Source organism: Belnapia rosea, from assembly GCF_900101615.1.
Classification (GTDB): Bacteria; Pseudomonadota; Alphaproteobacteria; order Acetobacterales; family Acetobacteraceae; genus Belnapia; species Belnapia rosea.
This window is the reverse complement of the sequence record NZ_FMZX01000001.1, coordinates 398,536-420,503: the sequence shown is the minus strand read 5'-3', so window position 1 is coordinate 420,503 and position 21,968 is coordinate 398,536. Positions and strand designations below refer to the sequence as shown.

Here is a 21,968-nt window from a genome sequence, read left to right as displayed (position 1 = left end):
CGCCGCCTTTGACCGAGCGCGACACCGGGCCCGCTTTCGCCCCGGTGCCGCGCGCCCCCGAAGGCCCGGCCACCGGTACCGCCAGCACGACCACGATCGCCAATCCCACCCTGCCTCCCGGCTATGCCGAGGCAGCGGTGCTCGCCGAGCGCGTCCTCGCCTATGACCCGCGGGCCGATATCGGGCTGATCACCCGCGCCGGCCAGCTCGCCGCCGAGGCGCATGCCACGCAGCGGCGCGACAACGGCGACCCCTACATCACCCACCCGCTGGCCGTCGCCGGCATCCTCGCCGATTACCGGCTCGACAGCGCCACCATCGCCACGGCCCTGCTGCACGACGTCGCCGAGGACACGGCGGTCGGGCTGAAGGAGATCGAGCGCCGCTTCGGCCCCGATGTGGCCCGCCTCGTCGATGGCGTCACCAAGCTGACGCGGATCGAGCTGCAGTCGGAACGCACCAAGCAGGCGGAGAATCTCCGCAAGCTGGTCCTCGCCATGAGCGAGGATATCCGCGTCCTCCTCGTCAAGCTCGCGGACCGGCTGCATAACATGCGGACGCTGCATTTCGTCCCGCAGCAGGCGCGGCGGCAGAAGACGGCGCGCGAGACGCTCGAGATCTTCGCCCCGCTCGCCGAGCGCATCGGCATGGATGCGCTGAAGACCGAGCTCGAGACGCTCTCCTTCCAGGCGCTGCACCCGGAGGCGCGGCAGACCATCGCCGCCCGCCTCACCTTCCTGCGGGGCCAGGGCGCCGACCTGATCCGCGAGATCGAGCAGGACCTCAAGCGCGTCCTCGCCCGCCACGGCGTCTCGGCGCTCGACGTCATGGGGCGGGAGAAATCGCCCTATTCCATCTGGCTGAAGATGCAGAAGAAGAACGTGGCCTTCGAGGCGCTCTCGGATGTCATGGCCTTCCGCGTCATCGTCGAGGACCGCGCCGCCTGCTACGTCGCGCTCGGCGCGGTGCATGACGCCTATCGTGTCGTCCCCGGCCGCTTCAAGGACTACATCTCGACCCCGAAGACCAACGGCTACCAGTCGCTCCACACGGGCGTCACGGTGCCGGAGCGGCGCAACGCCAAGATCGAGGTGCAGATCCGCACGCGGGAGATGCACGAGGTCGCCGAATTCGGCGTCGCCGCCCACTGGATCTACAAGCAGGGCCCCGAGACCGCCGGCGGCACGGCGCGCAAGCGCTACCCCTGGGTCCGCGCCCTGCTCGACATCCTGGAGAATGCCGAGGGCGTCCAGGAATTCCTCGACGACACCAAGCTCGAGCTGCATCGCGAGCTGGTCTTCTGCTTCTCCCCCAAGGGCGACCTGATCGAGCTGCCGCGCGGCGCGACACCCGTCGATTTCGCCTATGAGGTCCATAGCCAGGTCGGCGACACCTGCGTCGGCGCCAAGGTCAACGGCAAGATCGTCCCGCTCCGGCACATGCTGGAGAATGGCGACCAGGTCGAGATCATCACCGCCCGCGGCGGCCAGCCCAACCCGGCCTGGGAACGCTTCGTCGTCACCGGCAAGGCGCGGGCCCGCATCCGCCGCTTCGTCCATGCCCGGCAGCGCGAGGAGAACCAGGAAAGCGGCCGCGCCGCCATTACCAAGGCCTTCCGCCAGGAGGGGCTCGATTTCTCCGAGAAGCTGCTGGAAGGCGCGCTCAAGGCGCTGAAGCAGCCCGGGCTGAACGAGCTCTATCTCCTCGTCGGCTCCGGCTCCCTCTCCGCCCGCGATGTGGTGCAGGCGGCGGTGCCGGAACTCCGCACACCGCCCCGCATCGCCGACCCGCTGCCGCTGGCCCGCCCACGCGGCCGGCTTGGCGCCGGTCCCCTGCTCGGCCGGATCGACCGCCCCGGCGCCGCCCGCAGCCAGGCCCCGGCCGGCATGCCCGTCACCGGCCTCGTCAGCGGCATGCCCTACCATTTCGCCGGCTGCTGCCACCCGCTGCCGGGCGAGCGCATCCTCGGCATCGTCACCACGGGCAAGGGCGTCACCATCCACGCCACGGATTGCCCCAGCCTGCAGAATTTCGCCGCCGCGCCGGAGCGCTTCCTCGATATCGACTGGGACGAGGGCGCGATCGGCCACCATGTCGGCCGCATCATCGTCGAGACGCGCAACAAGCCCTCGGCGCTCGCCGCCCTGACCGAGACCGTCGCCCAGCAGGACGGCATCCTGGCCGGGCTCAAGGTGAACCACCGCGACCCGGAGAGCTGCGAGATCGCCCTCGATGTCGAGGTGCGCGACCTCCGCCACCTGGAGCGCATCATGGGGGCCCTGCGGGCGCCTGCCGACAACCTCCGGGTGGAGCGTGCCCGCGGATGATTCTTGGCCTCGGCAATGATGTCGTCGATATCCGGCGCATCGAGCAGACCATCGCCCGCCATGGCGACCGCTTCCTCGAGCGCGTCTTCACCGAGGTCGAGCGCGCCAAGGCCGAGCGCCGCACCGAGAAGCTGCGCGCCAGCACCTATGCCAAGCGCTTCGCGGCGAAGGAGGCGGCCTCCAAGGCGCTCGGCACCGGCTTCCGCGCCGGCGTCTTCTTCCGCGACCTCGGCGTGGTCAACCTCCGCAGCGGCCAGCCGACCCTGCAGATGACCGGCGGCGCCGCCGAGCGCCTCGCCGCCATCACCCCGCCCGGCCACCGGGCGGAGGTGGCGCTGACCATGACGGACGAATACCCCTATGCCAGCGCGGTGGTGATCATCTCGGCGGTCAGGCTGGCGGAGTAGCCAGCGCCGCCTCCACCGCCCGCAGCAGCGCCGGCGCGTCCGGCTCCGTCGCGGTCGGGAAGCCCTGCACCCGCCGCCCATCCCGCGCCACCAGGTATTTGTGGAAATTCCACCGCGGCGCCCCGCCCCCGCGCGCGGCGAGGAAGCCGAAGAGCGGCACCGCCTGCGTGCCCCGTACATGGACGGGCATGGTCATCGGGAAGGTGACGTCGTAATTCGCCTCGCAGAACCGCTTGATGGTCCCCGCATCGGCGCTTTCCTGGTTGAAGTCGTTCGAGGGCACGCCGAGCACCACCAGCCCCCGTGCCGAGAACCGGTCGTGGAGCTTCTGCAACCCGGCATATTGCGGGGTGAAGCCGCAGAAGCTCGCCGTGTTCACCACCAGCATCGGCCGCCCGCGGAAGCCCCCGAGGTCGAGCGGCCCGCCCTCGATCGCCTCCAGGCGGAAGTCGAAGGCACTCGCCTCCGCCGCGCCGGCCGCGCCCGTCATGCCGAGCCCCGCCAGCGCCAGCGCCGCTCGCCGGGTGAGCTCAGCCATAACGCTCCTCCAGCCAGGGGTCGCCGTTGTTGTGATAGCCGCGGACTTCCCAGAAACCCGGCCGGTCCTCGCGCAGCAGCTCGATGCGCGTCACCCATTTGGGGCTTTTCCAGAAATAGAGCCGCGGCAGCACCACGCGCACCGGCCCGCCATGCTGGCGCGAGATCGGCTCGCCCTCCCAGCTATGGGCCAGCAGCACCTCGTCGCGGACGAACTCCGCCAGCGGCACATTGGTGGTGTAGCCGTCATAGGAGGTGAAGGCGACGAAGCGCGCCTCGTCCTTCGGCCGCGCCATTGCGATCAGGTCGCGTGCGCGGACGCCCTGCCAATGGTTGTCATAGCGGCTCCACTGCGTCACGCAGTGGATGTCGTTGACCAGCTCGGTCTGCGGCAGGGCCATGAATTCGGGCAGGGTCAGCCGCACCGGCGCCTGCACCAGCCCCTCCACCCGCAGCCGCCAGCGGTCCGGCGCCACATCCGGCTGCACGCCGAGATCGAGCACCGGCCAATCCCTCACCAGGGTCTGGCCCGGCGGCAGCCGGTCCCGCGTCGGGTCGCCCGGGGTGCCGGTCAGCAGGCGGCCGTCGCGGGCCCAGGCCTGCTTGGTGTCCACCAGCTTCTGGCGGATGCCGCCGGTCAGGGGGATGTCGTCGTCCTCGGCCATGGCATTCTCCTGCTGCCCCTAGGTATCGGCAGCGGCGGCGGATGCAAGGGGCCGGGCCAGAGCAAACTCCGATCAGGTGGAATCACCTGATCGGAGTAATTTGCTCAATCAAACAATAAGCTAGAGCGGGGTCCGTGAGCCACTGCGAACGGAAACCGCTCTAGCCCCTGGCCCGCATCAGCCGCGCCTTGTCCCGCGCCCAGTCGCGCTCGGCGATGGCGTGGCGCTTGTCGTGCTTCTTGCGGCCCTCGGCCACGCCGAGCAGCACCTTGGCCCGGCCCTTCTCGTTGAAATGGATCTGCATCGGCACGATGGTCGCCCCCTCGCGCGCGATATTGCCGATCAACTCCTGCACCTGCTTGCGGTGCAGCAGGAGCTTCCGCGGCCGCGTCGGCTCGAAGCGCGCAACGGTGCTGCCCGCCTGCCATTCCGGGATGGTGCAGTTGAACAGCCACATCTCGCCATCGCGCTCACCCGCCCAGGCCTCGGCGAGCGTCGCCCGCCCGGCGCGGAGCGACTTCACCTCCGGCCCGACCAGCGCCAGGCCCGCCTCGATCGTCTCACCGATCGTGTAGTCGTAGCGCGCCCGCCGGTTCTGCGAGGCGATACCGTGCGAGATCAGCCCCTTCTTCGTCTTCTTCTCTGCCATGGGGCATATCTAGTTGAGGAGGCCCACCGATACCATGGCCTCCCGCACCCGCTTCCGCACCGGCTCGGAGACCGGCGCCATCGGCAGGCGGCAATGGTCGCTGCCCTTGCCGAGCAGGCTCGCGGCATACTTCACCGGCCCCGGCGAGGTCTCGGCGAAGAGCGCGTCATGCAGCGGCACCAGCCGGTCCTGGATGCCCATCGCCTCGTCGGTCCGCCCCTCGCGCCAGGCCTTCTGCATCTCGGCGCAGAGCCGGGGGGCCACATTGGCGGTGACGCTGATGCAGCCGGTGCCGCCGGCCGCATTGAAGGACAGCGCCGTATGGTCCTCGCCGCTGAGCTGGATGAAATCCGCCCCGCAGGCCCGCCGGGTGTGCAGCGGCCGCGCCAGGTTGGCCGTCGCATCCTTCACGCCGACGATATTCGGGTGCCGTGCCAGCCGCGCCATGGTCTCGACGCTCATGTCGATCACGCTGCGCGGCGGGATGTTGTAGATGAAGAGCGGCAGGTCGGCGGCATCGGCCACCGCCTTGAAATGCAGGTACATCCCCTCCTGCGTCGGCTTGTTGTAGTAGGGCGTCACCACCAGCGTGGCATCGGCCCCGGCCTCCTTGGCGTGCCGGGCGAAGTCCACCGCCTCGGCGGTGCTGTTGCTGCCCGCGCCGGCGATCACCGGTACCCGGCCACGCGCCACCTCGACGCAGAGCTCGACCACCCGCTTGTGCTCGGCATGCGACAGGGTCGGGCTCTCGCCCGTAGTGCCGACGGGGACCAGCCCCTCGGTGCCCTCGCTGATCTGCCACTCCACCAGCTCCTGGAAGGCTTTCTCGTCCAGGGAGCCATCGCTGCGCATCGGCGTAATCAGCGCGACCATCGATCCCCTGAACATGACCCATTCCCTCCGTGTCGTTCCCGCATGCTGGCGGATGGCGGAGCCTAGTGGTCAGTGGCCACAGGAACAAGGCCGCGCGGGACAGCGGCGGGGCGGATCGGCTACAAGCCGCCGATGCGCCGCCGCACCGTCCTCGCCCTGCCCGCCATGCTCGCCATGGCTCCCTGGCCACCCGCCCTCGCCCAGACCGCCCCCGGTGGGGCCGAGGCCCTGCGCGCCGCCGGCCGCCAGGCCATGGCCCTCGCCAATGCCCAGCGATGGGCCGAGGCCGATGCCGCCGCGCAATCGGCCGACCCGCTGATCCGCAAGCTCGTCACCTGGATGCGGCTGCAGTCCCGCGGCAGCGGGGCCGGCGCGCCGGAGATCGTCGCCTTCACCCTGGCCAATCCGGACTGGCCGGCCCAGGACGCCCTCTCCCGCCGCGCCGAGGAGGCGCTGGCCCTCGACCCGAACGACACCCTCACCGCCGAATACTTCGCCGCCCGCACGCCCCGCGGCCTCGAGGGCTACCAGCGCCTCGCCGATGCCCTCGCCCGTGCCGGCCGCGGCGAGGAGGCGGCGAAGATCATCCGCGTCGGCTGGCAGGAGGCCCTGGCCGACCCGCTCGCCGAGCCCGCCTATCTCGACCGCAACGCCGCCAGCCTGACGCCCGAGCACCATTGGCAGCGCTTCAACCGCCTTGCCCTGGCCCGCGACGCCGCCGGCGCCGGCCGCAGCCTCGCCTATCTCGACCCGGCCCGGCAGGGTATCGCCGCCGCCCGCCTCGCCTATGCGGCCGATGGGGCGGATGCCGATCTCCCCGCCCTCGCCACCGCGGCCGCCAGCGACGCGGCACTCGCCTTCGAGCGCGCCCGCTGGCTCCGCCGCCGTGACCGCGATGCCGAGGCCGCCGCCTGCTGGGCGACGAGCCCCGCCCCCTCGCCCGAGATCGCCCGCGCCGCCTGGCCCGAGCGGCAATTGCTCGCCCGCAAGCTGATCCGCCTCGGCGATGCCCGCACCGCCTATGCCGTCGCCGCCCGCCATGGCATCGAAGTCCCCGGCGAGCCACGGCAGGAGGCCGAATTCCTGGCCGGCTTCATCGCCCTGCGGCGGCTGGAGGATGCCGCCTCCGCCGAGCGCCACTTCCTGCTGCTCTCCGAGGGCAGCCGCAGCGTCATCACCCGCGCGCGCGCCCTCTACTGGCAGGGCCGGGCGCTGGCCGCCCGGGGCGACACCGCCACCGCCCGCCAGCGCTATGCCGCCGCCGCCGAATTCCCCGTGACCTTCTACGGCCAGCTCGCGGCCCTGGCGCTTGGGGAGGATGGTGCCGCCCTCTCCGCCCGCATCGCCCGCACCCCGGCCCCCGCCCCCTCCACCCGCCAGGCCACCGCCTTCCAGGAACGGGAGCTGGCCCGCCTCGTCCTCGCGCTCGCCGATATCGGCGAGACCCGGCGCGCCCGCACCATCCTCCTCCGCATCGAGGAGGGCGCCACGGACCCGGCCGAGCGCGTGCTCGCCGCCCAGCTCGGCACCCGCATCGGCCGGCCGGACCATGCCGTCTGGGTCGCCCGCCGCGCCGGCGCCACCGGGCTGATGCTGCTCGCCGATGGCTGGCCGACGCCCTACCCGGCCCCCGCCGAGGGGCCGGAGCCGGCGCTCACCTATGCCATCACCCGCCAGGAGAGCAATTTCGACCCGGAGGCCGTCTCCTCCGCCAATGCGCGCGGGCTGATGCAGCTCCTCCCCGGCACGGCGCAGCAGGTCGCCCGCCGCCTTGGCCTGCCCTACACGCCAGGCATGCTCACCACCGACCCGGCGATGAACATGCGCCTCGGTGCCGGCTACCTCGCCCAGCTGCTGGAGCGGTTCGGCGGCACCCTCCCCTTCGCCATCGCCGGCTACAATGCCGGTCCCGGCCGGGTGGATGAATGGATCGGCACCTTCGGCGACCCGCGCAGCGGCGTCATCGCGATGCTCGACTGGATGGAGCTCATCCCCTTCGCCGAGACCCGCAACTATGTGCAGCGGGTGATCGAGAACATGGCGATCTACCGCGCCCGCGACGCCGCGGCCGTTGGCCAGCCGCACCCGATGACGCGCTGGCTCGCGGCGTGAGCGCCCTGCCGCGCCGCATCGCCTTCAGCGCCCGCGACGGCCTGCGCCTCTCCGCCCTCGAATGGCCGGGCGACCCGGCCGCCGTGCCGCTGCTCTGCCTGCCGGGAATCGCCCGTACCGCGCTCGACTTCACCGCCATCGGCCTCCGCCACCGCGGCCGCCGCCGCGTCGTCGCCCTCGACTATGCCGGCCATGGCGAGAGCGGCCGCGCCGCCGACCCGGCCCGCTACCGGGTGGAGGTCGCCATCCGCGACCTGCTGGACGCGATGGCGGCGCTCCACCTCCACCGCGTCGCCCTGCTCGGCACCAGCTTCGGCGGCATCCTCGGCATGGCGCTCGGCCTGCTGCGGCCGGGCGCGCTCGCTGCCCTCGCCCTGAACGATACCGGCCCCCGCCTCGAGCCGCTCGGCCTCGATGCCGTCCGCGACTTCATCGGCCGTGACCCCGCCTTCGCCAGCATCGAGGATGCCGCCGCCTTCCTGCGCCGGATCCTGCCACCGCTCGGCATCCCCGAGCAGGGCTGGCGCGCCGTCGCCGAGACCACCTATGCCCGTGGCGCGGACGGCCGCCTGCACCCGCGCTGGGACATCCGCATCCTTGAGGCCATGCCGCGCGAGGCCGGCCCGACCGAGCTCTGGCCGCTCTTCCATGCCCTGCCCGGCATCCCGCTGCTGCTGATCCGTGGCGAGGAGAGCCTCGTCCTCTCCGCCGAGACCGCCCACCGCATGCGGGAGGCGCGGCCGGATATGGACTTGGTCTCCCTCCCCGGCATTGGCCATGCGCCGACCCTGCTGGAGCCGCCCTGCCTCACCGCCCTCGACCGGTGGCTGGCCCGGCTGGCGTGATGACCACACCCCGCTTCGTGGCGACCATGGGCGGCATCGGGCTGATGCGCCCCGCCCCCGGCACCTGGGGCTCCGCCCTGGTCCTGCCCCTGGTGCTGCTCGGCCCGATCCCCTGCCTGCTGATCGCCGCCGCGCTGACCCTCGCCGGCACCTGGGCCGTCGGCCGCCTCCTCGCCACCGACCGCGGTGCCGATCCGGGATGGGTGGTGGTGGATGAGGGCGCCGGCCAGCTCCTCGCGCTCGCTGCCCTCTCGACGGAGCCGACCGGCTGGGGCGTCATCCTTGCCTTCCTGCTGTTCCGGCTCTTCGATGTCTACAAGCCCGGCCCGGTCGGCTGGGCGGACCGGCAGCACGGCGCCTTCGGCGTGATGCTGGACGATATCGTGGCAGGCGCGATCGTGGCCGGGCTGATCCTGCTGCTGCGCCTCACCTGGCCGGAGCTGCCCCTATGAAGATGCCCCTCTGATGCTGCCCGACGAGACACTCGACGCCGCCCGCACCCTCCTCGCCCTGCTCGAGGCACGCGGCCTGACCCTGGCCACCGCCGAGAGCTGCACCGGCGGCCTCATCGCCGCCGCGCTGACCGCCATCCCCGGCTCCTCAGCCGTGGTGACGCGGGGCTATGTCACCTATTCCAACGAGGCCAAGGCGGCGATGCTCGGCATCCCCATGGGCGTGATCGAGGGCTATGGCGCGGTCAGCGAAAGCGTTGCCCGCCGCATGGCCGAGGGCGCGCTCCGCGCCAGCGGCGCCGACATCGCCGTGAGCTGCACGGGCATCGCCGGCCCGGGCGGCGCGACGCCAGGCAAGCCGGTCGGCCTCGTGCATATGGGCGCCGCCCGGCGGGATGGCCGCACCACCCTGCTCCGCCGCGTCTTCCCCGGCGACCGCACCGCGGTCCGCGCCGCGACGGTGGCGGCGGTGCTGGAATTGGCGCGCGGGCTGGCTGAATAGCCCGGCCTATTCCAGCCGGAAGGCATCCGCGATCCGCCGCACCGTCCCGTCGGCCGCCACCAGCAGCAGGTCGAAGCGCACGCCGGCCGTGCCGCGGCCCGGATTCTCCGCCAGCCAGCACTCGCCGGCCCGCAGCAGCCGCTCCCGCTGCCGCCGCAACAGCGCGGCCGCCGCCTCCGTCAGGCTCGGCCGCGCCTTCACCTCGATGAAGGCCAACACCCCCTCGCGCTCGGCGACGAGGTCGATCTCCCCCGCCACCGTCCGCACGCGCCGGCCGAGCACCAGCCAGCCCGCGGCGGCCAGCGCCGCCTCCGCCGCGGCCTCGGCCCCGCGACCGGCAAGCTCGGCCCGCCCGCCGCGGAGCCGCCGCCCGGCCTCGCTCAGCGGCTGACCGCCGCCCGGATGGCCGCCACCGCCTCCTCGATCATCGGCGCCGTCACGTCGAGATGGGTACAGGCCCGCACCCGCCCGCCGAGCCCGCTCACCGCGATGCCCTGCAGCGCCAGCCGCGCCTGCAGCGCCTCCACCGTCAGGCCGGTATCGCGGACATCGAAGAAGACGAGGTTGGTATCCGGCTCCTCCACCACGATGCCCTCGATCTGCCGCAGGCCCCGCGCCAGGGCCTTGGCATTGGCATGGTCCTCGGCCAGACGGTCCACATTATGGTCGAGCGCGTAGAGGCAGGCCGCAGCGCAGATACCCGCCTGCCGCATGGAGCCGCCGAGCCGCTGCTTCCATCGCCAGGCCTGGCCGATGAACTCGGCGCTCCCGCACAGGACCGCGCCCAGCGGCGCCCCGAGCCCCTTGGTGAAGTCGAGCCAGACGCTGTCGTACTGCGCCACCATCTCGCGCGGCGCGATGCCGGCGGCGACGCAGGCATTCATCAGCCGGGCGCCATCCATATGAGTGGACCAGCCCTCGCCATGCGCCACATCGGCGACGGCATTGAGCTGCGCCAGCGGCCAGATCGTGCCGCCGCCGATATTCGCCGTCTGCTCCACCTCCAGCAGCCGCTGCGGCGGGGCATAGCGCGTCTTCGGCCGGATCGCGGCGCGGACATCATCGGCCGTGAACTGCCCCCGCGCGCCCTTCAGCGGGTAGATCTGCACCCCGGTCAGCGCGGCATGGGTGCCGCCCTCGCTATGGAGGATGTGGCTCGTCTCATGCGCCACCACCTCATCGCCCTTGCCGCAATGGGTGAGGATGGCGATGACGTTGCACATCGTCCCCGACGGCAGGTAGATCGCCGCCTCCTTTCCCATCAGCGCCGCCATCCGGTCGCAGAGCGCATGCACGGTCGGGTCGTCGCCATGCTGCTCGTCGCCGACCTCGGCGCGCATCATGGCCTCCTTCATCGCCGGGCTTGGGCGGGTCTGGGTATCGGAATAGAGGTTGATGCGGACGGGCGGGGCACCGGCCGGCGGGCGGGCGGGGGCGTGGACCATGGCGGGAATCCCTCTCAGATCGCCCGAACCTGCGACCGCCACGCGCCGCTGGCAACACCCCGGCTGGGGTCAGATATGCCGTGCCCAGACCGGTGCGATCGCCGGCCGCGCCGCAACGGCCTGGGCCAGCGCCTCCACCTTCGGGCAGTTGGCCGGGATCCATTGCCGGCCACCCATCCAGCGCGAGACGAAGGCCAGGTAGATATCGGCGACCGAGAACCGCCGGCCCAGCAGGAACGGGGCCGGCGCCACCTGCGCCTCCACCAGCCGCCAGATCTCCCGCCCCATCTCGAAGGCCCGCGCGCGGATCGCCGGCGCATGGGATGGGTCTGCGCTGAACCGCTCGGGGTAGTCGCCCCGGGTGACGCAGGGGTAGAACTCGCCCGCGATCAGCGCCATCCAGCGCAGCGCCACCGCCCGGCCGGTCTCGCCCGGCGCCGGCAGCAGCCCGGCCTCGGGGTGCCGGTCCACCAGGGTGAGCAGGATGACGAGGCTCTCCGTCACCACGGTACCATCCGGCAGGATCAGCGTCGGGACGCGCCCCATCGGGTTGATCCGGCGATAGTCCTCGGCCAGTTGATGGTCGCCCTCGAGCGGCACCGACCGCAGCTCCACCGGCGCGCCGATCTCGGCCAGCGCCATCTCCACGGGGGCCGAGCCCGACCCCTTGTCGCCATAGAGGATGTAGGTCATGGCGCGGAGCCTGCCGCACCCGGACCGGCCCCTGCCAACATAAAAACCTGATGCCGCGGATCAGCGCCGCTGATTACGCCGCCGGCACCGGGCTCGGCTGCGCGCTCGGCCGGCCATAGAGCTGCATCGCCCGCCGCTCGAAGGCACGCACCATCAGCCGCACCGCCTCGTTGAAGACGGTGCCGATGACGGCCTGCAGCAGCCGCGAGCGGAATTCGAAATCGACGAAGAACTCCACCTGCGTGCCGTGCGGGTGCGGCACGAACTTCCAGTGGTTGTTGAGGTAGCGGAAGGGCCCGTTCATGTACTGCACATGGATGTCGTGCGGGCGTTCCAGCTGCACCTCGCTGCGGAAGGTCTCGCGGAACAGCTTGAAGCCGATGGTCAGGTCGGCGACCAGCTTCTCCTCCGTCTGCGAGATCACCCGGGCACCAACGCACCAGGGCAGGAATTCAGGGTAGCGCCGCACATCCGCCACCAGGGCGAAAAGCTGCTCCGGGGTATAGCGCAGGACGCGCCTCTCGGCATGGGTCGGCATGAAGCTTAGGTGGCCATGGCCAGGCGGGCGGCAAGCTGTCGTTCCCGCGCCGTGCGCAACGCCGCAAAATCCCGGTCCGCATGGTAGCTGCTGCGGGTCAGCGGCGTCGCCGAGACCAGCAGGAAGCCCTTGGCGCGGGCCATCCGGGCGTAATCCTCGAACTCGTCCGGCGTCACGAAGCGATCGACGGCCGCATGCTTCACGCTTGGCTGCAGGTACTGCCCGATGGTGAGGAAATCGACCTCGGCACTCCGCATGTCGTCCATGACCTGCAGAACCTCCACTCGCTCCTCCCCCAGCCCGACCATCAGGCCCGACTTGGTGAAGATGGTGGGGTCCAGCCGCTTCACCCCGTCCAGCAGCCGGAGCGAATGGTAGTAACGCGCCCCGGGGCGGATATTCGGGTAGAGCTTCGGCACCGTCTCGAGATTGTGGTTGAAGACATCCGGCCGCGCCTCGACCACCACCTCCAGCGCCCCGTCCTTCCGCAGGAAGTCCGGCGTCAGCACCTCGATCGTGGTTTCCGGCGTCGCCGCCCGGATGGCCCGGATGGTCTCGGCGAAATGCCGTGCCCCGCCATCCGCCAGGTCGTCCCGGTCGACGCTGGTGATCACCACATGCCGGAGGCCGAGCGTCGCCACCGCCTCCGCCACCCGCCGCGGCTCATCCGCGTCGAGCGCCTTCGGCAGCCCTGTCGCCACGTTGCAGAAGGCGCAGGCGCGGGTGCAGGTCTCGCCCATGATCATCATGGTCGCGTGGCGCTGCGACCAGCACTCGCCGATATTCGGGCAGGCAGCCTCCTCGCAGACCGTGACCAGCTTCTGGTCCCGCATCAGCGCCCGGGTCTCATGGTAGATCGGGTGATTCGGTGCCTTCACCCGGATCCAGCTCGGCTTGCGCTGGATGGGGTTGTCCGGCCGGCCCACTTTCTCCGGGTGCCGCACGGTCTCGCGCGGCGCCTCGGAATGCCGGATCTCGATGCGGGTCGCCATCAGCCTGAAGCACCTGCCTGCGATGTAAATCCCCCGCCTCGCGGCGGGGGAGGCCCTACATGTGGATCACCCGGCCATAGGCATCAAGCACCGCCTCATGCATCGCTTCGGAAATGGTCGGATGGGGGAAGATGCTGTGGATCAGCTCCTCCTCCGTGGTCTCCATGGTCTTGGCGATGGTGTAGCCCTGGATCATCTCCGTCACCTCGGGCCCGACCATATGGGCGCCCAGCAGCTCGCCGGTCTTGGCGTCGAAGATGGTCTTGATGAGCCCTTCCGGCTCGCCCATGGCGATGGCCTTGCCATTGCCGATGAAGGGGAAGCGCCCGACCCGCAGCTCATGCCCGGCCTTCTTCGCCGCCTCCTCGGTGAGGCCGACGCTCGCCACCTGCGGCCGGCAATAGGTGCAGCCCGGAATGTTCAGCACCTCCATCGGGTGCACGCCCTTCACCCCGGCGATGGTTTCGACGCAGAGGATGCCCTCATGGCTCGCCTTGTGCGCCAGCCAGGGCGCGCCGGTGAGGTCGCCGATGGCATAGATGCCCGGCTCCCCGGTGCGGCAGTACTGGTCGACCACCACATGGGCGCGCTCGACCTTCACCCCCGTTCCCTCGAGGCCGATATCCTCGACATTGCCGACGATGCCGACCGCCGAGATCACCCGGTCGGCCGTGACCTCCTGCACCTTGCCGCCCGCCTCGATCACGGCGGTGACGCTGTCCTCGCCCTTGCGCAGCCCCTGCACCTTGGCGCCGGTCAGGATCGTCATGCCCTGCTTCTCGAAGGCCTTGCGGACGAAGGCGCTGATCTCGGCATCCTCCACCGGCAGGACGCGGTCCATCACCTCGACCAGCGTCACCTTGGCGCCCAGGTTGAGGTAGAAGCTGGCGAATTCCGAGCCGATCGCGCCCGAGCCGATGACGATGAGCGATTTCGGCATCGAGGGCGGCACCATCGCCTCCTTGTAGGACCAGACGAGCTTGCCGTCCGCCTCGAGGCCGGGCAGCGTCCGCGCCCGCGCGCCGGTCGCCAGGATGATGTGCTTGGCGGCGAGCTCCGCCACCGGCTTGCCGTCCTTCGTCACCGACATGCGGCCCTTGCCGGCGAGCCGGCCCTGCCCGTCGAAGACCGTGACCTTGTTCTTGCGCAGCAGATGCTTGACGCCGCCCGAGAGCTGGTTGGCGACGGCGCGGCTGCGCTTCACGATCTTGCCGATGTCGAAGCGGATATTGTCGGCCGCGAAGCCATAGGCGTCGAGCGTGTGGAGCAGGTGGTTGATCTCGCTCGACCGCAGCAGCGCCTTGGTCGGGATGCAGCCCCAGTTGAGGCAGATGCCCCCGAGATGCTCGCGCTCCACCAGCGCCGTCTTCATCCCGAGCTGGGTGGCACGGATCGCGGCGACATAGCCGCCCGGCCCACCGCCGAGAACGATGAGGTCGAAATTCTGGGTCTCGGCCATGGTTCAGTCCTCCCGCGCGGCCAGCGCCTGGAGCGCCGTGCCGCTGAGCCGTTGCAGGGTCCACCCCTCGCGCGGCAGGGCGCCGATGGAGCGGTAGAAAGCGATGGAGGGCGCGTTCCAGTCGAGCACCGACCATTCCATCCGGCCACACCCGGCAGCGAGCGCCCGCCGCGCCAGCTCGCCGAAGATGGCCCGGCCGATCCCCCGCCCGCGCAGCCCCGGCTCGACGAAGATATCCTCGAGATAGAGCCTTGGCTCGCCGTCGAAGGTGGAGACGCTGTAGAACCAGAGAGCGAGGCCGACCGGCCTGCCCTCCCACTCGGCGATCAGCGCCTCGGCGCGGCGCGGCGCCTCGAAGAGAAGGCGGCGGAAATGCTCCTCCGTCGCCGTCACCTCATGCAGCAGCTTCTCGTAGTCCGCCAAGGCCCGGACGAAGTGGAGCACAAGCCCCTCATCGCCCGGCACGGCATCCCGAAGCCGAAGCGCGGCCGGCATCACAGCATCAGGCTCAGCGGATCCTCGATGACGCCCTTCAGCGCCTGCATGAACTCCGCCGCCAGCGCGCCGTCGATGACGCGGTGATCGACCGAGAGGGTGCAGGTCATCACCGTGGCGATCGCCAGCTCGCCCTTCTTCACCACCGGCCGGGGCTCGCCGGCCGCGACCGCGAGGATGCCGGCCTGAGGCGGGTTGATGATGGCGCTGAAGTCCCGCACGCCATACATGCCCATGTTCGAGATGCTGAAGCCGCCGCCCTGGAATTCCTCGGGCTTCAGCTTGTTCGCCTTGGCCCGGTTGGCCAGGTCCTTCATCTCGTTGCTGATCGCCGAGAGCCCCTTGCGGTCCGCCTGCTTGACGATCGGCGTGATCAGCCCCGTCGGCGTCGAGACGGCGACCGAGATATCGACGTCGTGGAACTGCAGGATCGCCTCGTCGGTCCACATGGCATTGACGCTCGGGAAGCGCCGCAGCGTGGTCGCCACCGCCTTGATGACGAGGTCGTTGACCGAGAGCTTGAAGGCCCCCGGCCCCTCCTTCGGCGACTTGGCGTTGAGGTCGGCGCGCAGCTTCAGCAGCGCGTCGATCTCGAAATCCATCGTCACGTAGAAATGCGGGATGGTCTGCTTCGATTCCGCCAGCCGCCGGGCAATGACCTTGCGGATGGTGCTGTTCGGCACCGGCGTATGCGGCTGGGTGACGACCGGTGCGGGTGCCGCCGCCTTGGGCGCCGGAGCGGCCGCGGGGGCCGGAGCCGCCGCGGGTGCCGCCGCCGGCTGCGCCGCAGGCGCCGCCTTCGGCCGGTTCAGCGCCGCCTCGACATCCGCCTTGACGATCCGCCCCGCGGGCCCGCTACCACTGATGCCGCCGAGGTCGAGCCCCGCCTGCTGCGCCATCCGTCGCGCCAGCGGCGAGGCGAAGACCCGGTCCTGCCCCTCCGCATGCCCATTGGCGACAGGCGCCTTCGGTGCGGGCGCAACTGCCGGCGCGGCCGCCGGCTTCGGCGCCTCGATCGGCTGCTCCGCCGCCCCCGCCACCTTGCCGCCATCCGCCTTCACCGCCTCCAGCGCCGGCCCCGAGGGCGACTCATTGCCCGCCGAGGCGGCCGGCTTCGGCGCCGGCGCATCGCCGACGCTCTCGCCCGGCTCCACCAGCACCGCGATGGTGTCGTTCACCTTCACGCCCTGGGTGCCATCGGCGACGAGGATCTTGCCGAGCACGCCCTCGTCCACGGCCTCGACTTCCATCGTGGCCTTGTCGGTCTCGATCTCGGCGATGATGTCGCCGGACTTGACCTGGTCGCCTTCCTTCTTGAGCCAGCGCGCCAGCGTGCCTTCCGTCATGGTCGGCGAGAGCGCAGGCATCAGGATGTTGGTCGCCATCTCCCCGCTCCCCCCTTACTTGTACGTCACGCGCTTCGCCGCATCGACGATCTCGGGGATCGTCGGCAGCGCCAGCTTCTCCAGATTGGCGGCATAAGGCATCGGCACGTCCTTGCCGCAGACGCGCACCGGCGGCGCATCCAGCCAGTCGAAGGCCGCCTCCATCACCTGCATGGCGATCTCGGTGCCGATATTGGCGTAGGGCCAGCCCTCCTCGACCGTCACCAGCCGGTTCGTCTTCCGCACCGAGTTGGCGATGGTCTCCGCATCCAGCGGCCGGATGGAGCGCAGGTTGATCACCTCCGCCTCGATGCCCTGCTTCGCCAGCTCCTCCGCCGCCTGCATCGCCCAGGTGACGGCGATGGAATAGGCGACGATGGTGACGTCCTTGCCCGCGCGCTCGACCTTCGCCTTGCCGATCGGCACGATGAAGTCGTCAGCGGTCGGACAGTCGAAGCTGTGCCCGTAGAGGATCTCGTTCTCCAGCACGATCACCGGGTTCGGGTCGCGGATCGCCGCCCGCAGCAGCCCCTTGGCATCCGCCGAGGACCAGGGCGCCACCACCTTCAGCCCGGGCACATGCGCGTACCAGCTCGCATAGCACTGGCTGTGCTGCGCGGCGACGCGCGCCGCCGCCCCGTTCGGCCCGCGGAAGACGATCGGGCAGCCGAGCTGGCCGCCCGACATGTAGAGCGTCTTGGCGGCCGAATTGATGATCTGGTCGATCGCCTGCATGGAGAAGTTGAAGGTCATGAACTCGACGATCGGCTTCAGCCCCGTGAAGGCCGCGCCCACCGCCATGCCGGTGAAGCCATGCTCGGTGATCGGCGTGTCGATCACCCGCCGGGGCCCGAACTCGTCGAGCAGGCCCTGGCTGATCTTGTAGGCGCCCTGGTACTGGGCGACCTCCTCGCCCATCAGGAAGACCTTGTCATCGGCCCGCATCTCGAGCGCCATGGCGTCGCGCAGCGCCTCGCGCACCGTCATCGGCTTGGTCGGGCCCCAATCCTTCTCGGGCGCCGCCGCGGCCTCGCCCATCTTGGCGGCGCCTTCCTTCCGGTCCGCCCCGCGCTGGGCGACCGCGCCGTAATCCTCGGCCTGCTTCGCCACCTCGCCCACCTCGGGGCTGGCGGCCGCCGGCGGGGCCGGCTGCTGCGGCATCGCGGTGTCATGCCCCGGCGCCGCGCCCTTCGAGCCGCCCGCGCCGCCGCCATCCAGCTCGGCGATCGGCGAGTTGACGGCGACGCCCTCCGTGCCCTCGGGCACGACGATCTTCGTCAGCGTCCCCTCATCGACCGCCTCGACCTCCATCGTCGCCTTGTCGGTCTCGATCTCGGCGATCACATCGCCGGACTTCACCGCATCGCCTTCCTTCTTCAACCAGCGGGCCAGCTTGCCCTCCGTCATGGTGGGCGAGAGCGCCGGCATCAGGATCTCGACACCCATCTCAGCGCGCCTCCAGCAGGACATCGGTCCAGAGCTCGCTCTCCGGCGGCTCCGGGCTCTGTTGCGCGAAGTCGGCCGCCTCCTGGACGATCGCCTTCACCTCGTCATCGATCGTCTTCAGCGCCGCCTCGTCGAGCCCCTGCTCGAGCAGCAGCTTGCGCGCGGTCTCGATCGGGTCCGATTGCTCGCGCATCTTCTGCACCTCCTCGCGGGTGCGGTACTTCGCCGGGTCGGACATCGAATGCCCGCGGTAGCGGTAGGTCTTCATCTCCAGCAGGTAGGGCCCGTTCCCGGCGCGGCAGTGGGCGGCCGCGCGCTCGCCCGCCTCCTTCACCGCCATGACATCCATGCCGTTCACCTGCTCGCCGGGGATGCCCCAGGGGGCGCCGTTCTTCGACAGGTCGCGCGAGGCGCTGGCCCGCTCCACGCTGGTGCCCATGCCGTACTTGTTGTTCTCGATGATGAAGATCACCGGCAGCTTCATCAGCGCCGCCAGGTTGAAGCTCTCGAAGACCTGGCCCTGGTTCGAGGCGCCCTCGCCGAAATAGGTCAGCGAGACGTTCCGCGATTCGCGGTACCAGTTGGCGAAGGCAAGGCCGGTGCCGAGCGAGACCTGCGCGCCCACGATGCCATGCCCGCCGAAGAAGCCCTTCTCGCGGCTGAACATGTGCATCGAGCCGCCCTTCCCGTGGGAATAGCCGCCGATGCGCCCGGTCAGCTCGGCCATGACGCCGCGCGCCTCCATGCCCGTCGCCAGCATATGGCCGTGGTCGCGGTAGGAGGTGATGACCTGGTCGCCCGGCTCGAGGCAGGCCTGCATGCCGACGACGACCGCTTCCTGCCCGATATAGAGGTGGCAGAAGCCGCCGATCAGCCCCATGCCGTAGAGCTGTCCGGCCTTCTCCTCGAAGCGCCGGATCAGGAGCATGTCCCGATAGGCCTGGAGCAGCTGGTCCCGCGTCATCGGCGGCGCCGATGCCGCCTTCCCGCGGCGCTTGCCGCTTGTGGCTTCCGCTGCCTGGGCCATGCGGACCCTCCCCCTGCCTGACGATTGCGACAGGGCAGGAATTACGCGCGCCATGCCCCGACGACAAGCGAGGCCGCGTAGAAAAACCGAGGCTGTGCAACGAAATACGTCGATTAACCAGATTTTGGTTAATGGACTTTATGTGCAGCGCAGCAGGCTTTCCACCCGTTGCCGGAAGGCCCCGAGGAAGCGCAAGAACCGCAAAGCGGTTCCGCCCCGGCGCAGTTTCCGGTTGCGCCGGGCCCTGCGGACCGGGATAACAACCTCGCGTTTCCGTGATGCCTGGAGCCCAATTCATGCCTGGCTGGCGAGGCTGGCTGCTCGCTCCCCTCCATGTCCTGGCGCTGGCGACCACGGCGAAATCCTTCCGGGACAACCCCGTGCTCGGCAGCGCCTGGCTCAACCGCCGCGGCCTGCACATCGCCCGCAAGCGCCTCGCCCGCCGCCTGGCCGAGCGCCGCCGCACCCGCCTCGCCCCGGCCCTGCCGCCGGAGGACATCGCTGCCTTCCGCCGCGACGGCTATCTCGCCATCCCCGATTTCCTGCCGCCCGCGCTCTTCGCCCGCATGCGCGACGAGCTGTTCGGCCAGGAAACGCCGGCGCGGGAATTCATCGACGGCTACACGCTGACCAGGCTGATCCCGCTCGATGCCGGAACGCTGCCCGGGCTGCCCGCCACTGCCCGGGCCCTCGCCACGCCGCGCTACCGGGCGCTGCACGACTATATCGGCTCCCACCGCCTGCCCCCGCATCGCTTCGTGCAGACGGTCTTCAGCGGCGTGCGCGATGCCCCGGTCGATGTGCAGAGCCACTTCCACACCGACACCTTCCACCCGACGGTGAAGTCCTGGCTCTTCCTCACCGATGTGCCGGGCGATGCAGCGGGCTTCACCTATGTGCCCGGCTCCCACCGCCCGACGCGGCGGCACCTGGCCTGGGAGCGGCGCGTCTCCATCACCGCCGCGCAGCATGCCGACCGCCTCACCGGCGAAGGCTCGCTCCGCATCGAGGAGGCGAGGCTGGCGCGCCTCGGCTATGCGCCGCCGCGCAAGCTCGCCGTCGCCGCCAATACGCTGGTGATCGCCGATACGGCCGGCTTCCACCGGCGGGGGATCAGCGAGGGCGCTGCATGCCGCATCGCCATCTGGGCCTATGCGCGGGGCAACCCCTTCGCGCCCTGGGCCGGGCTCGGCCTTGCCGGCGCCGGCGGGCGCCGCATCCGTGCCTTCTGGGCGGCGCAGGACCTGCTGGCCCGCCTCACCGGGCGGGGCAATGGCTGGCGCTGGGTCGGCCTTCGCAGCCCCGCCACGCCGCCCTCCCCAGCCCCCTGACGGATCAGAACAGGCGGCGCTGCGAGTCGTAGGGGATGACGATCTCGTCCTTGCCGACGAGGTTCAGCAGGGTCCGCGCCCGCTCATCGAGCTGGTCGCGGTCGATCCGCTCGCCGCGCAGCCCGTTCACCCGCCGCTCCATGGAATCACGCTCGGACTCGGCCCGCACCAGCGTGGCGCGTGCATCGGCGATCTCCTGCTGCTTCCGCTCGCGCGCCAGCAGCCCGCTATCGCCATGCAGCGAATGCCATACGAAATAGCCGCAGAGCAGCGCCAGGCCGACCGGCGGCAAGGCATCGGCCAGCTTGCGCTTCAGCACGCGCCCGAAGGACATCGTCCAGAATCCCCCAATTTCCCAGTCTATAAGCACCAGCCACCTGGGGAATTGGCAAGCGCCATCGGCGGGCGGGACGCGATTTCCCGCCCGCCGTGGCCTGGCTGCGTCGGAGTTCAGCGCCGCAGGATGGTCCGCCCCGCATAGCGTGCGGCGGTGCCGAGCTGCTGCTCGATGCGGATCAGCTGGTTGTACTTGGCCAACCGGTCGGAGCGGCTGAGCGAGCCGGTCTTGATCTGCCCGCAATTTGTAGCGACGGCGAGGTCGGCGATGGTCGCATCCTCGGTCTCGCCCGAGCGGTGGCTCATCACCGCCTTGTAGCCGGCGCGATGCGCCATCTCGACCGCTTCCAGCGTCTCGGTCAGCGTGCCGATCTGGTTCACCTTCACCAGGATCGCATTGCCCGTCCCGGTCTCGATGCCCTGGCGCAGCCGCTCCGGGTTGGTCACGAACAGGTCGTCGCCCACCAGCTGCACCTTCTGCCCGAGCCGCTCCGTCAGCAGCTTCCAGCCCGCCCAGTCATCCTCGGACATGCCGTCCTCGATGCTGATGATCGGCCACTTGGCACAGAGCGTGGCGAGGTAGTCCACCATGCCGCCCTGGTCGAGCGTCTTGCCCTCGCCTTCCATCTTGTAGACGCCGTCATGGAAGAACTCGGTCGAGGCGCAGTCGAGGGCGAACATGATGTCCTCCCCGACGCGGTGCCCCGCCGCCTCGCAGGCCTTGGCGATGAAGGACAGCGCCTCGTCGGCCGAGCCGATATTCGGGGCGAAGCCGCCCTCGTCGCCGACATTGGTGTTGTGGTGCGCGTCGTGCAGCTGCTTCTTCAGCGCCGCGAAGACCTCGGCGCCGATCCGCACCGCATCGGCGACGGTGCCGGCCGAGACCGGCATGATCATGAATTCCTGGATGTCGATCGGGTTATCGGCATGCTGGCCGCCGTTGATGATGTTCATCATCGGCACCGGCAGGGTGCGGGCGAACACGCCGCCGACATAGCGGTAGAGCGGCTGGCTGAGCTCCTCGGCGGCGGCCTTCGCCGTGGCGAGCGAGACGGCGAGGATGGCATTGGCGCCGAGCCGCGCCTTGTTCGGCGTGCCGTCCAGCTCGATCATCGTCTCGTCGATGCGGACCTGCTCGCTGGCATCCATGCCGGAGAGGGCGTCGAAGATCTCGCCCTCGACATTGGCCACCGCCTTGGTCACGCCCTTGCCGCCGAAGCGCGCCTTGTCGCCGTCGCGCAGCTCGACCGCCTCATGCGCGCCGGTCGAGGCGCCGGAGGGAACGATGGCGCGGCCGATCGCGCCGCTCTCCAGCACCACCTCGGCCTCGACCGTGGGGTTGCCGCGGCTGTCGAGGACCTCGCGGGCGATGATGTCGACGATGGCGGACATGGGGCGCTCTCCGGGCTGTCTGCGCGCCGATACCGGCCCGGCCGCCGGGCGGCAAGCCCC

The 21,968-nt window shown here is 70.6% G+C and carries 23 protein-coding genes; 7 read left to right on the top strand and 16 right to left on the bottom strand.

The genetic code is table 11. The annotated features are described in order from the left end of the window. The first annotated feature begins 8 nt into the window (after positions 1–8). Both BLR02_RS02025 and acpS read left to right on the top strand, forming a co-directional pair. Entirely contained in the window at positions 9–2,327 is a 2,319-nt protein-coding gene (locus BLR02_RS02025) for a RelA/SpoT family protein (protein ID WP_408735502.1), read from the top strand. Continuing rightward, entirely contained in the window at positions 2,324–2,734 is a 411-nt protein-coding gene (gene acpS / locus BLR02_RS02020) for a holo-ACP synthase (RefSeq protein WP_090560722.1), read from the top strand. Before BLR02_RS02025 ends, acpS begins: the two co-directional genes overlap by 4 nt. Here the strand turns inward: acpS and BLR02_RS02015 are convergent. The 4 genes from BLR02_RS02015 to dapA form a co-directional block, all read right to left on the bottom strand. Further along, positions 2,718–3,272 carry a glutathione peroxidase gene (locus tag BLR02_RS02015; RefSeq protein WP_090659993.1) on the bottom strand — a complete coding sequence of 185 codons (555 nt, stop codon included), beginning with the start codon at positions 3,270–3,272 and terminating at the stop codon, positions 2,718–2,720. The two genes, acpS and BLR02_RS02015, sit on opposite strands and share 17 nt — an antisense overlap. After that, positions 3,265–3,936: a sulfite oxidase-like oxidoreductase gene (locus BLR02_RS02010; RefSeq protein WP_090659990.1), complete on the bottom strand. Its 672-nt coding sequence runs from the start codon at positions 3,934–3,936 to the stop codon at positions 3,265–3,267. The genes BLR02_RS02015 and BLR02_RS02010 overlap by 8 nt, the downstream gene beginning before the upstream one ends. Before the next feature lie 160 nt (positions 3,937–4,096). Continuing rightward, complete coding sequence (smpB, locus tag BLR02_RS02005) at positions 4,097–4,585, bottom strand: SsrA-binding protein SmpB (RefSeq protein ID WP_090560719.1); 489 nt, start codon at positions 4,583–4,585, stop codon at positions 4,097–4,099. A gap of 9 nt (positions 4,586–4,594) precedes the next feature. Further along, positions 4,595–5,473, bottom strand: coding sequence for a 4-hydroxy-tetrahydrodipicolinate synthase (gene dapA / locus BLR02_RS02000; RefSeq protein WP_090560718.1), 879 nt, complete (start codon positions 5,471–5,473; stop codon positions 4,595–4,597). 117 nt (positions 5,474–5,590) lie between these two features. On the opposite strand from dapA, the gene BLR02_RS01995 reads away from it, so the two are divergent. From BLR02_RS01995 to BLR02_RS01980, 4 genes are read left to right on the top strand one after another with little or no spacing between them, the layout of a single operon-like run. Further along, on the top strand, positions 5,591–7,570 hold the full coding sequence (locus tag BLR02_RS01995) for a lytic transglycosylase domain-containing protein (protein WP_090659986.1): 1,980 nt from the start codon (positions 5,591–5,593) through the stop codon (positions 7,568–7,570). Continuing rightward, the gene (locus BLR02_RS01990) at positions 7,567–8,415 is read left to right on the top strand and encodes an alpha/beta fold hydrolase (protein ID WP_176849331.1); all 849 of its coding nucleotides are present in this window, start codon (positions 7,567–7,569) and stop codon (positions 8,413–8,415) included. The genes BLR02_RS01995 and BLR02_RS01990 overlap by 4 nt, the downstream gene beginning before the upstream one ends. Then, the gene (locus BLR02_RS01985; protein ID WP_090560714.1) at positions 8,415–8,867 is read left to right on the top strand and encodes a phosphatidylglycerophosphatase A family protein; all 453 of its coding nucleotides are present in this window, start codon (positions 8,415–8,417) and stop codon (positions 8,865–8,867) included. Before BLR02_RS01990 ends, BLR02_RS01985 begins: the two co-directional genes overlap by 1 nt. Before the next feature lie 13 nt (positions 8,868–8,880). After that, complete coding sequence (locus tag BLR02_RS01980; protein ID WP_090659980.1) at positions 8,881–9,369, top strand: CinA family protein; 489 nt, start codon at positions 8,881–8,883, stop codon at positions 9,367–9,369. Between the two features lie 6 nt (positions 9,370–9,375). Here the strand turns inward: BLR02_RS01980 and BLR02_RS01975 are convergent, their stop codons facing one another. The 10 genes from BLR02_RS01975 to pdhA form a co-directional block, all read right to left on the bottom strand. Then, on the bottom strand, positions 9,376–9,753 hold the full coding sequence (locus BLR02_RS01975) for a YraN family protein (protein WP_090560712.1): 378 nt from the start codon (positions 9,751–9,753) through the stop codon (positions 9,376–9,378). Continuing rightward, positions 9,750–10,814 (bottom strand): threonine aldolase family protein, encoded by a 1,065-nt coding sequence (locus tag BLR02_RS01970; protein WP_090560711.1) that lies wholly within the window; start codon positions 10,812–10,814, stop codon positions 9,750–9,752. Before BLR02_RS01970 ends, BLR02_RS01975 begins: the two co-directional genes overlap by 4 nt. 69 nt (positions 10,815–10,883) lie before the next feature. Beyond that, positions 10,884–11,507, bottom strand: coding sequence for a glutathione S-transferase family protein (locus tag BLR02_RS01965; protein WP_090659977.1), 624 nt, complete (start codon positions 11,505–11,507; stop codon positions 10,884–10,886). Between the two features lie 73 nt (positions 11,508–11,580). After that, on the bottom strand, positions 11,581–12,045 hold the full coding sequence (locus BLR02_RS01960) for a type II toxin-antitoxin system RatA family toxin (RefSeq protein ID WP_090560709.1): 465 nt from the start codon (positions 12,043–12,045) through the stop codon (positions 11,581–11,583). A gap of 5 nt (positions 12,046–12,050) precedes the next feature. Continuing rightward, positions 12,051–13,037, bottom strand: coding sequence for a lipoyl synthase (lipA, locus tag BLR02_RS01955; protein WP_090560708.1), 987 nt, complete (start codon positions 13,035–13,037; stop codon positions 12,051–12,053). Positions 13,038–13,092: 55 nt separating this feature from the next. Next, positions 13,093–14,496, bottom strand: coding sequence for a dihydrolipoyl dehydrogenase (gene lpdA / locus BLR02_RS01950; RefSeq protein ID WP_090659972.1), 1,404 nt, complete (start codon positions 14,494–14,496; stop codon positions 13,093–13,095). A gap of 3 nt (positions 14,497–14,499) precedes the next feature. After that, positions 14,500–14,991 (bottom strand): GNAT family N-acetyltransferase, encoded by a 492-nt coding sequence (locus tag BLR02_RS01945; RefSeq protein WP_090659969.1) that lies wholly within the window; start codon positions 14,989–14,991, stop codon positions 14,500–14,502. After that, a complete protein-coding gene (locus BLR02_RS01940) occupies positions 14,991–16,376 on the bottom strand; it encodes a pyruvate dehydrogenase complex dihydrolipoamide acetyltransferase (protein WP_090659966.1) in 1,386 nt (461 codons plus the stop codon). The genes BLR02_RS01945 and BLR02_RS01940 overlap by 1 nt, the downstream gene beginning before the upstream one ends. Before the next feature lie 15 nt (positions 16,377–16,391). After that, positions 16,392–17,822, bottom strand: a complete 1,431-nt coding sequence (locus BLR02_RS01935; protein ID WP_090659963.1) for a pyruvate dehydrogenase complex E1 component subunit beta — start codon at positions 17,820–17,822, stop codon at positions 16,392–16,394. 1 nt (position 17,823) lies between these two features. After that, complete coding sequence (gene pdhA, locus BLR02_RS01930; RefSeq protein ID WP_090560703.1) at positions 17,824–18,849, bottom strand: pyruvate dehydrogenase (acetyl-transferring) E1 component subunit alpha; 1,026 nt, start codon at positions 18,847–18,849, stop codon at positions 17,824–17,826. A gap of 296 nt (positions 18,850–19,145) precedes the next feature. Between pdhA and BLR02_RS01925 the strand changes: the two genes are divergently transcribed. After that, positions 19,146–20,180, top strand: coding sequence for a phytanoyl-CoA dioxygenase family protein (locus BLR02_RS01925; RefSeq protein WP_090659960.1), 1,035 nt, complete (start codon positions 19,146–19,148; stop codon positions 20,178–20,180). A 4-nt stretch (positions 20,181–20,184) separates the two neighbouring features. On the opposite strand, the gene BLR02_RS01920 is transcribed toward BLR02_RS01925, so the two are convergent. Both BLR02_RS01920 and eno read right to left on the bottom strand, forming a co-directional pair. Beyond that, entirely contained in the window at positions 20,185–20,514 is a 330-nt protein-coding gene (locus BLR02_RS01920; protein WP_090560701.1) for an FtsB family cell division protein, read from the bottom strand. Positions 20,515–20,630: 116 nt separating this feature from the next. Then, positions 20,631–21,908, bottom strand: a complete 1,278-nt coding sequence (gene eno, locus BLR02_RS01915) for a phosphopyruvate hydratase (protein WP_090659957.1) — start codon at positions 21,906–21,908, stop codon at positions 20,631–20,633. Positions 21,909–21,968: the final 60 nt, after the last annotated feature.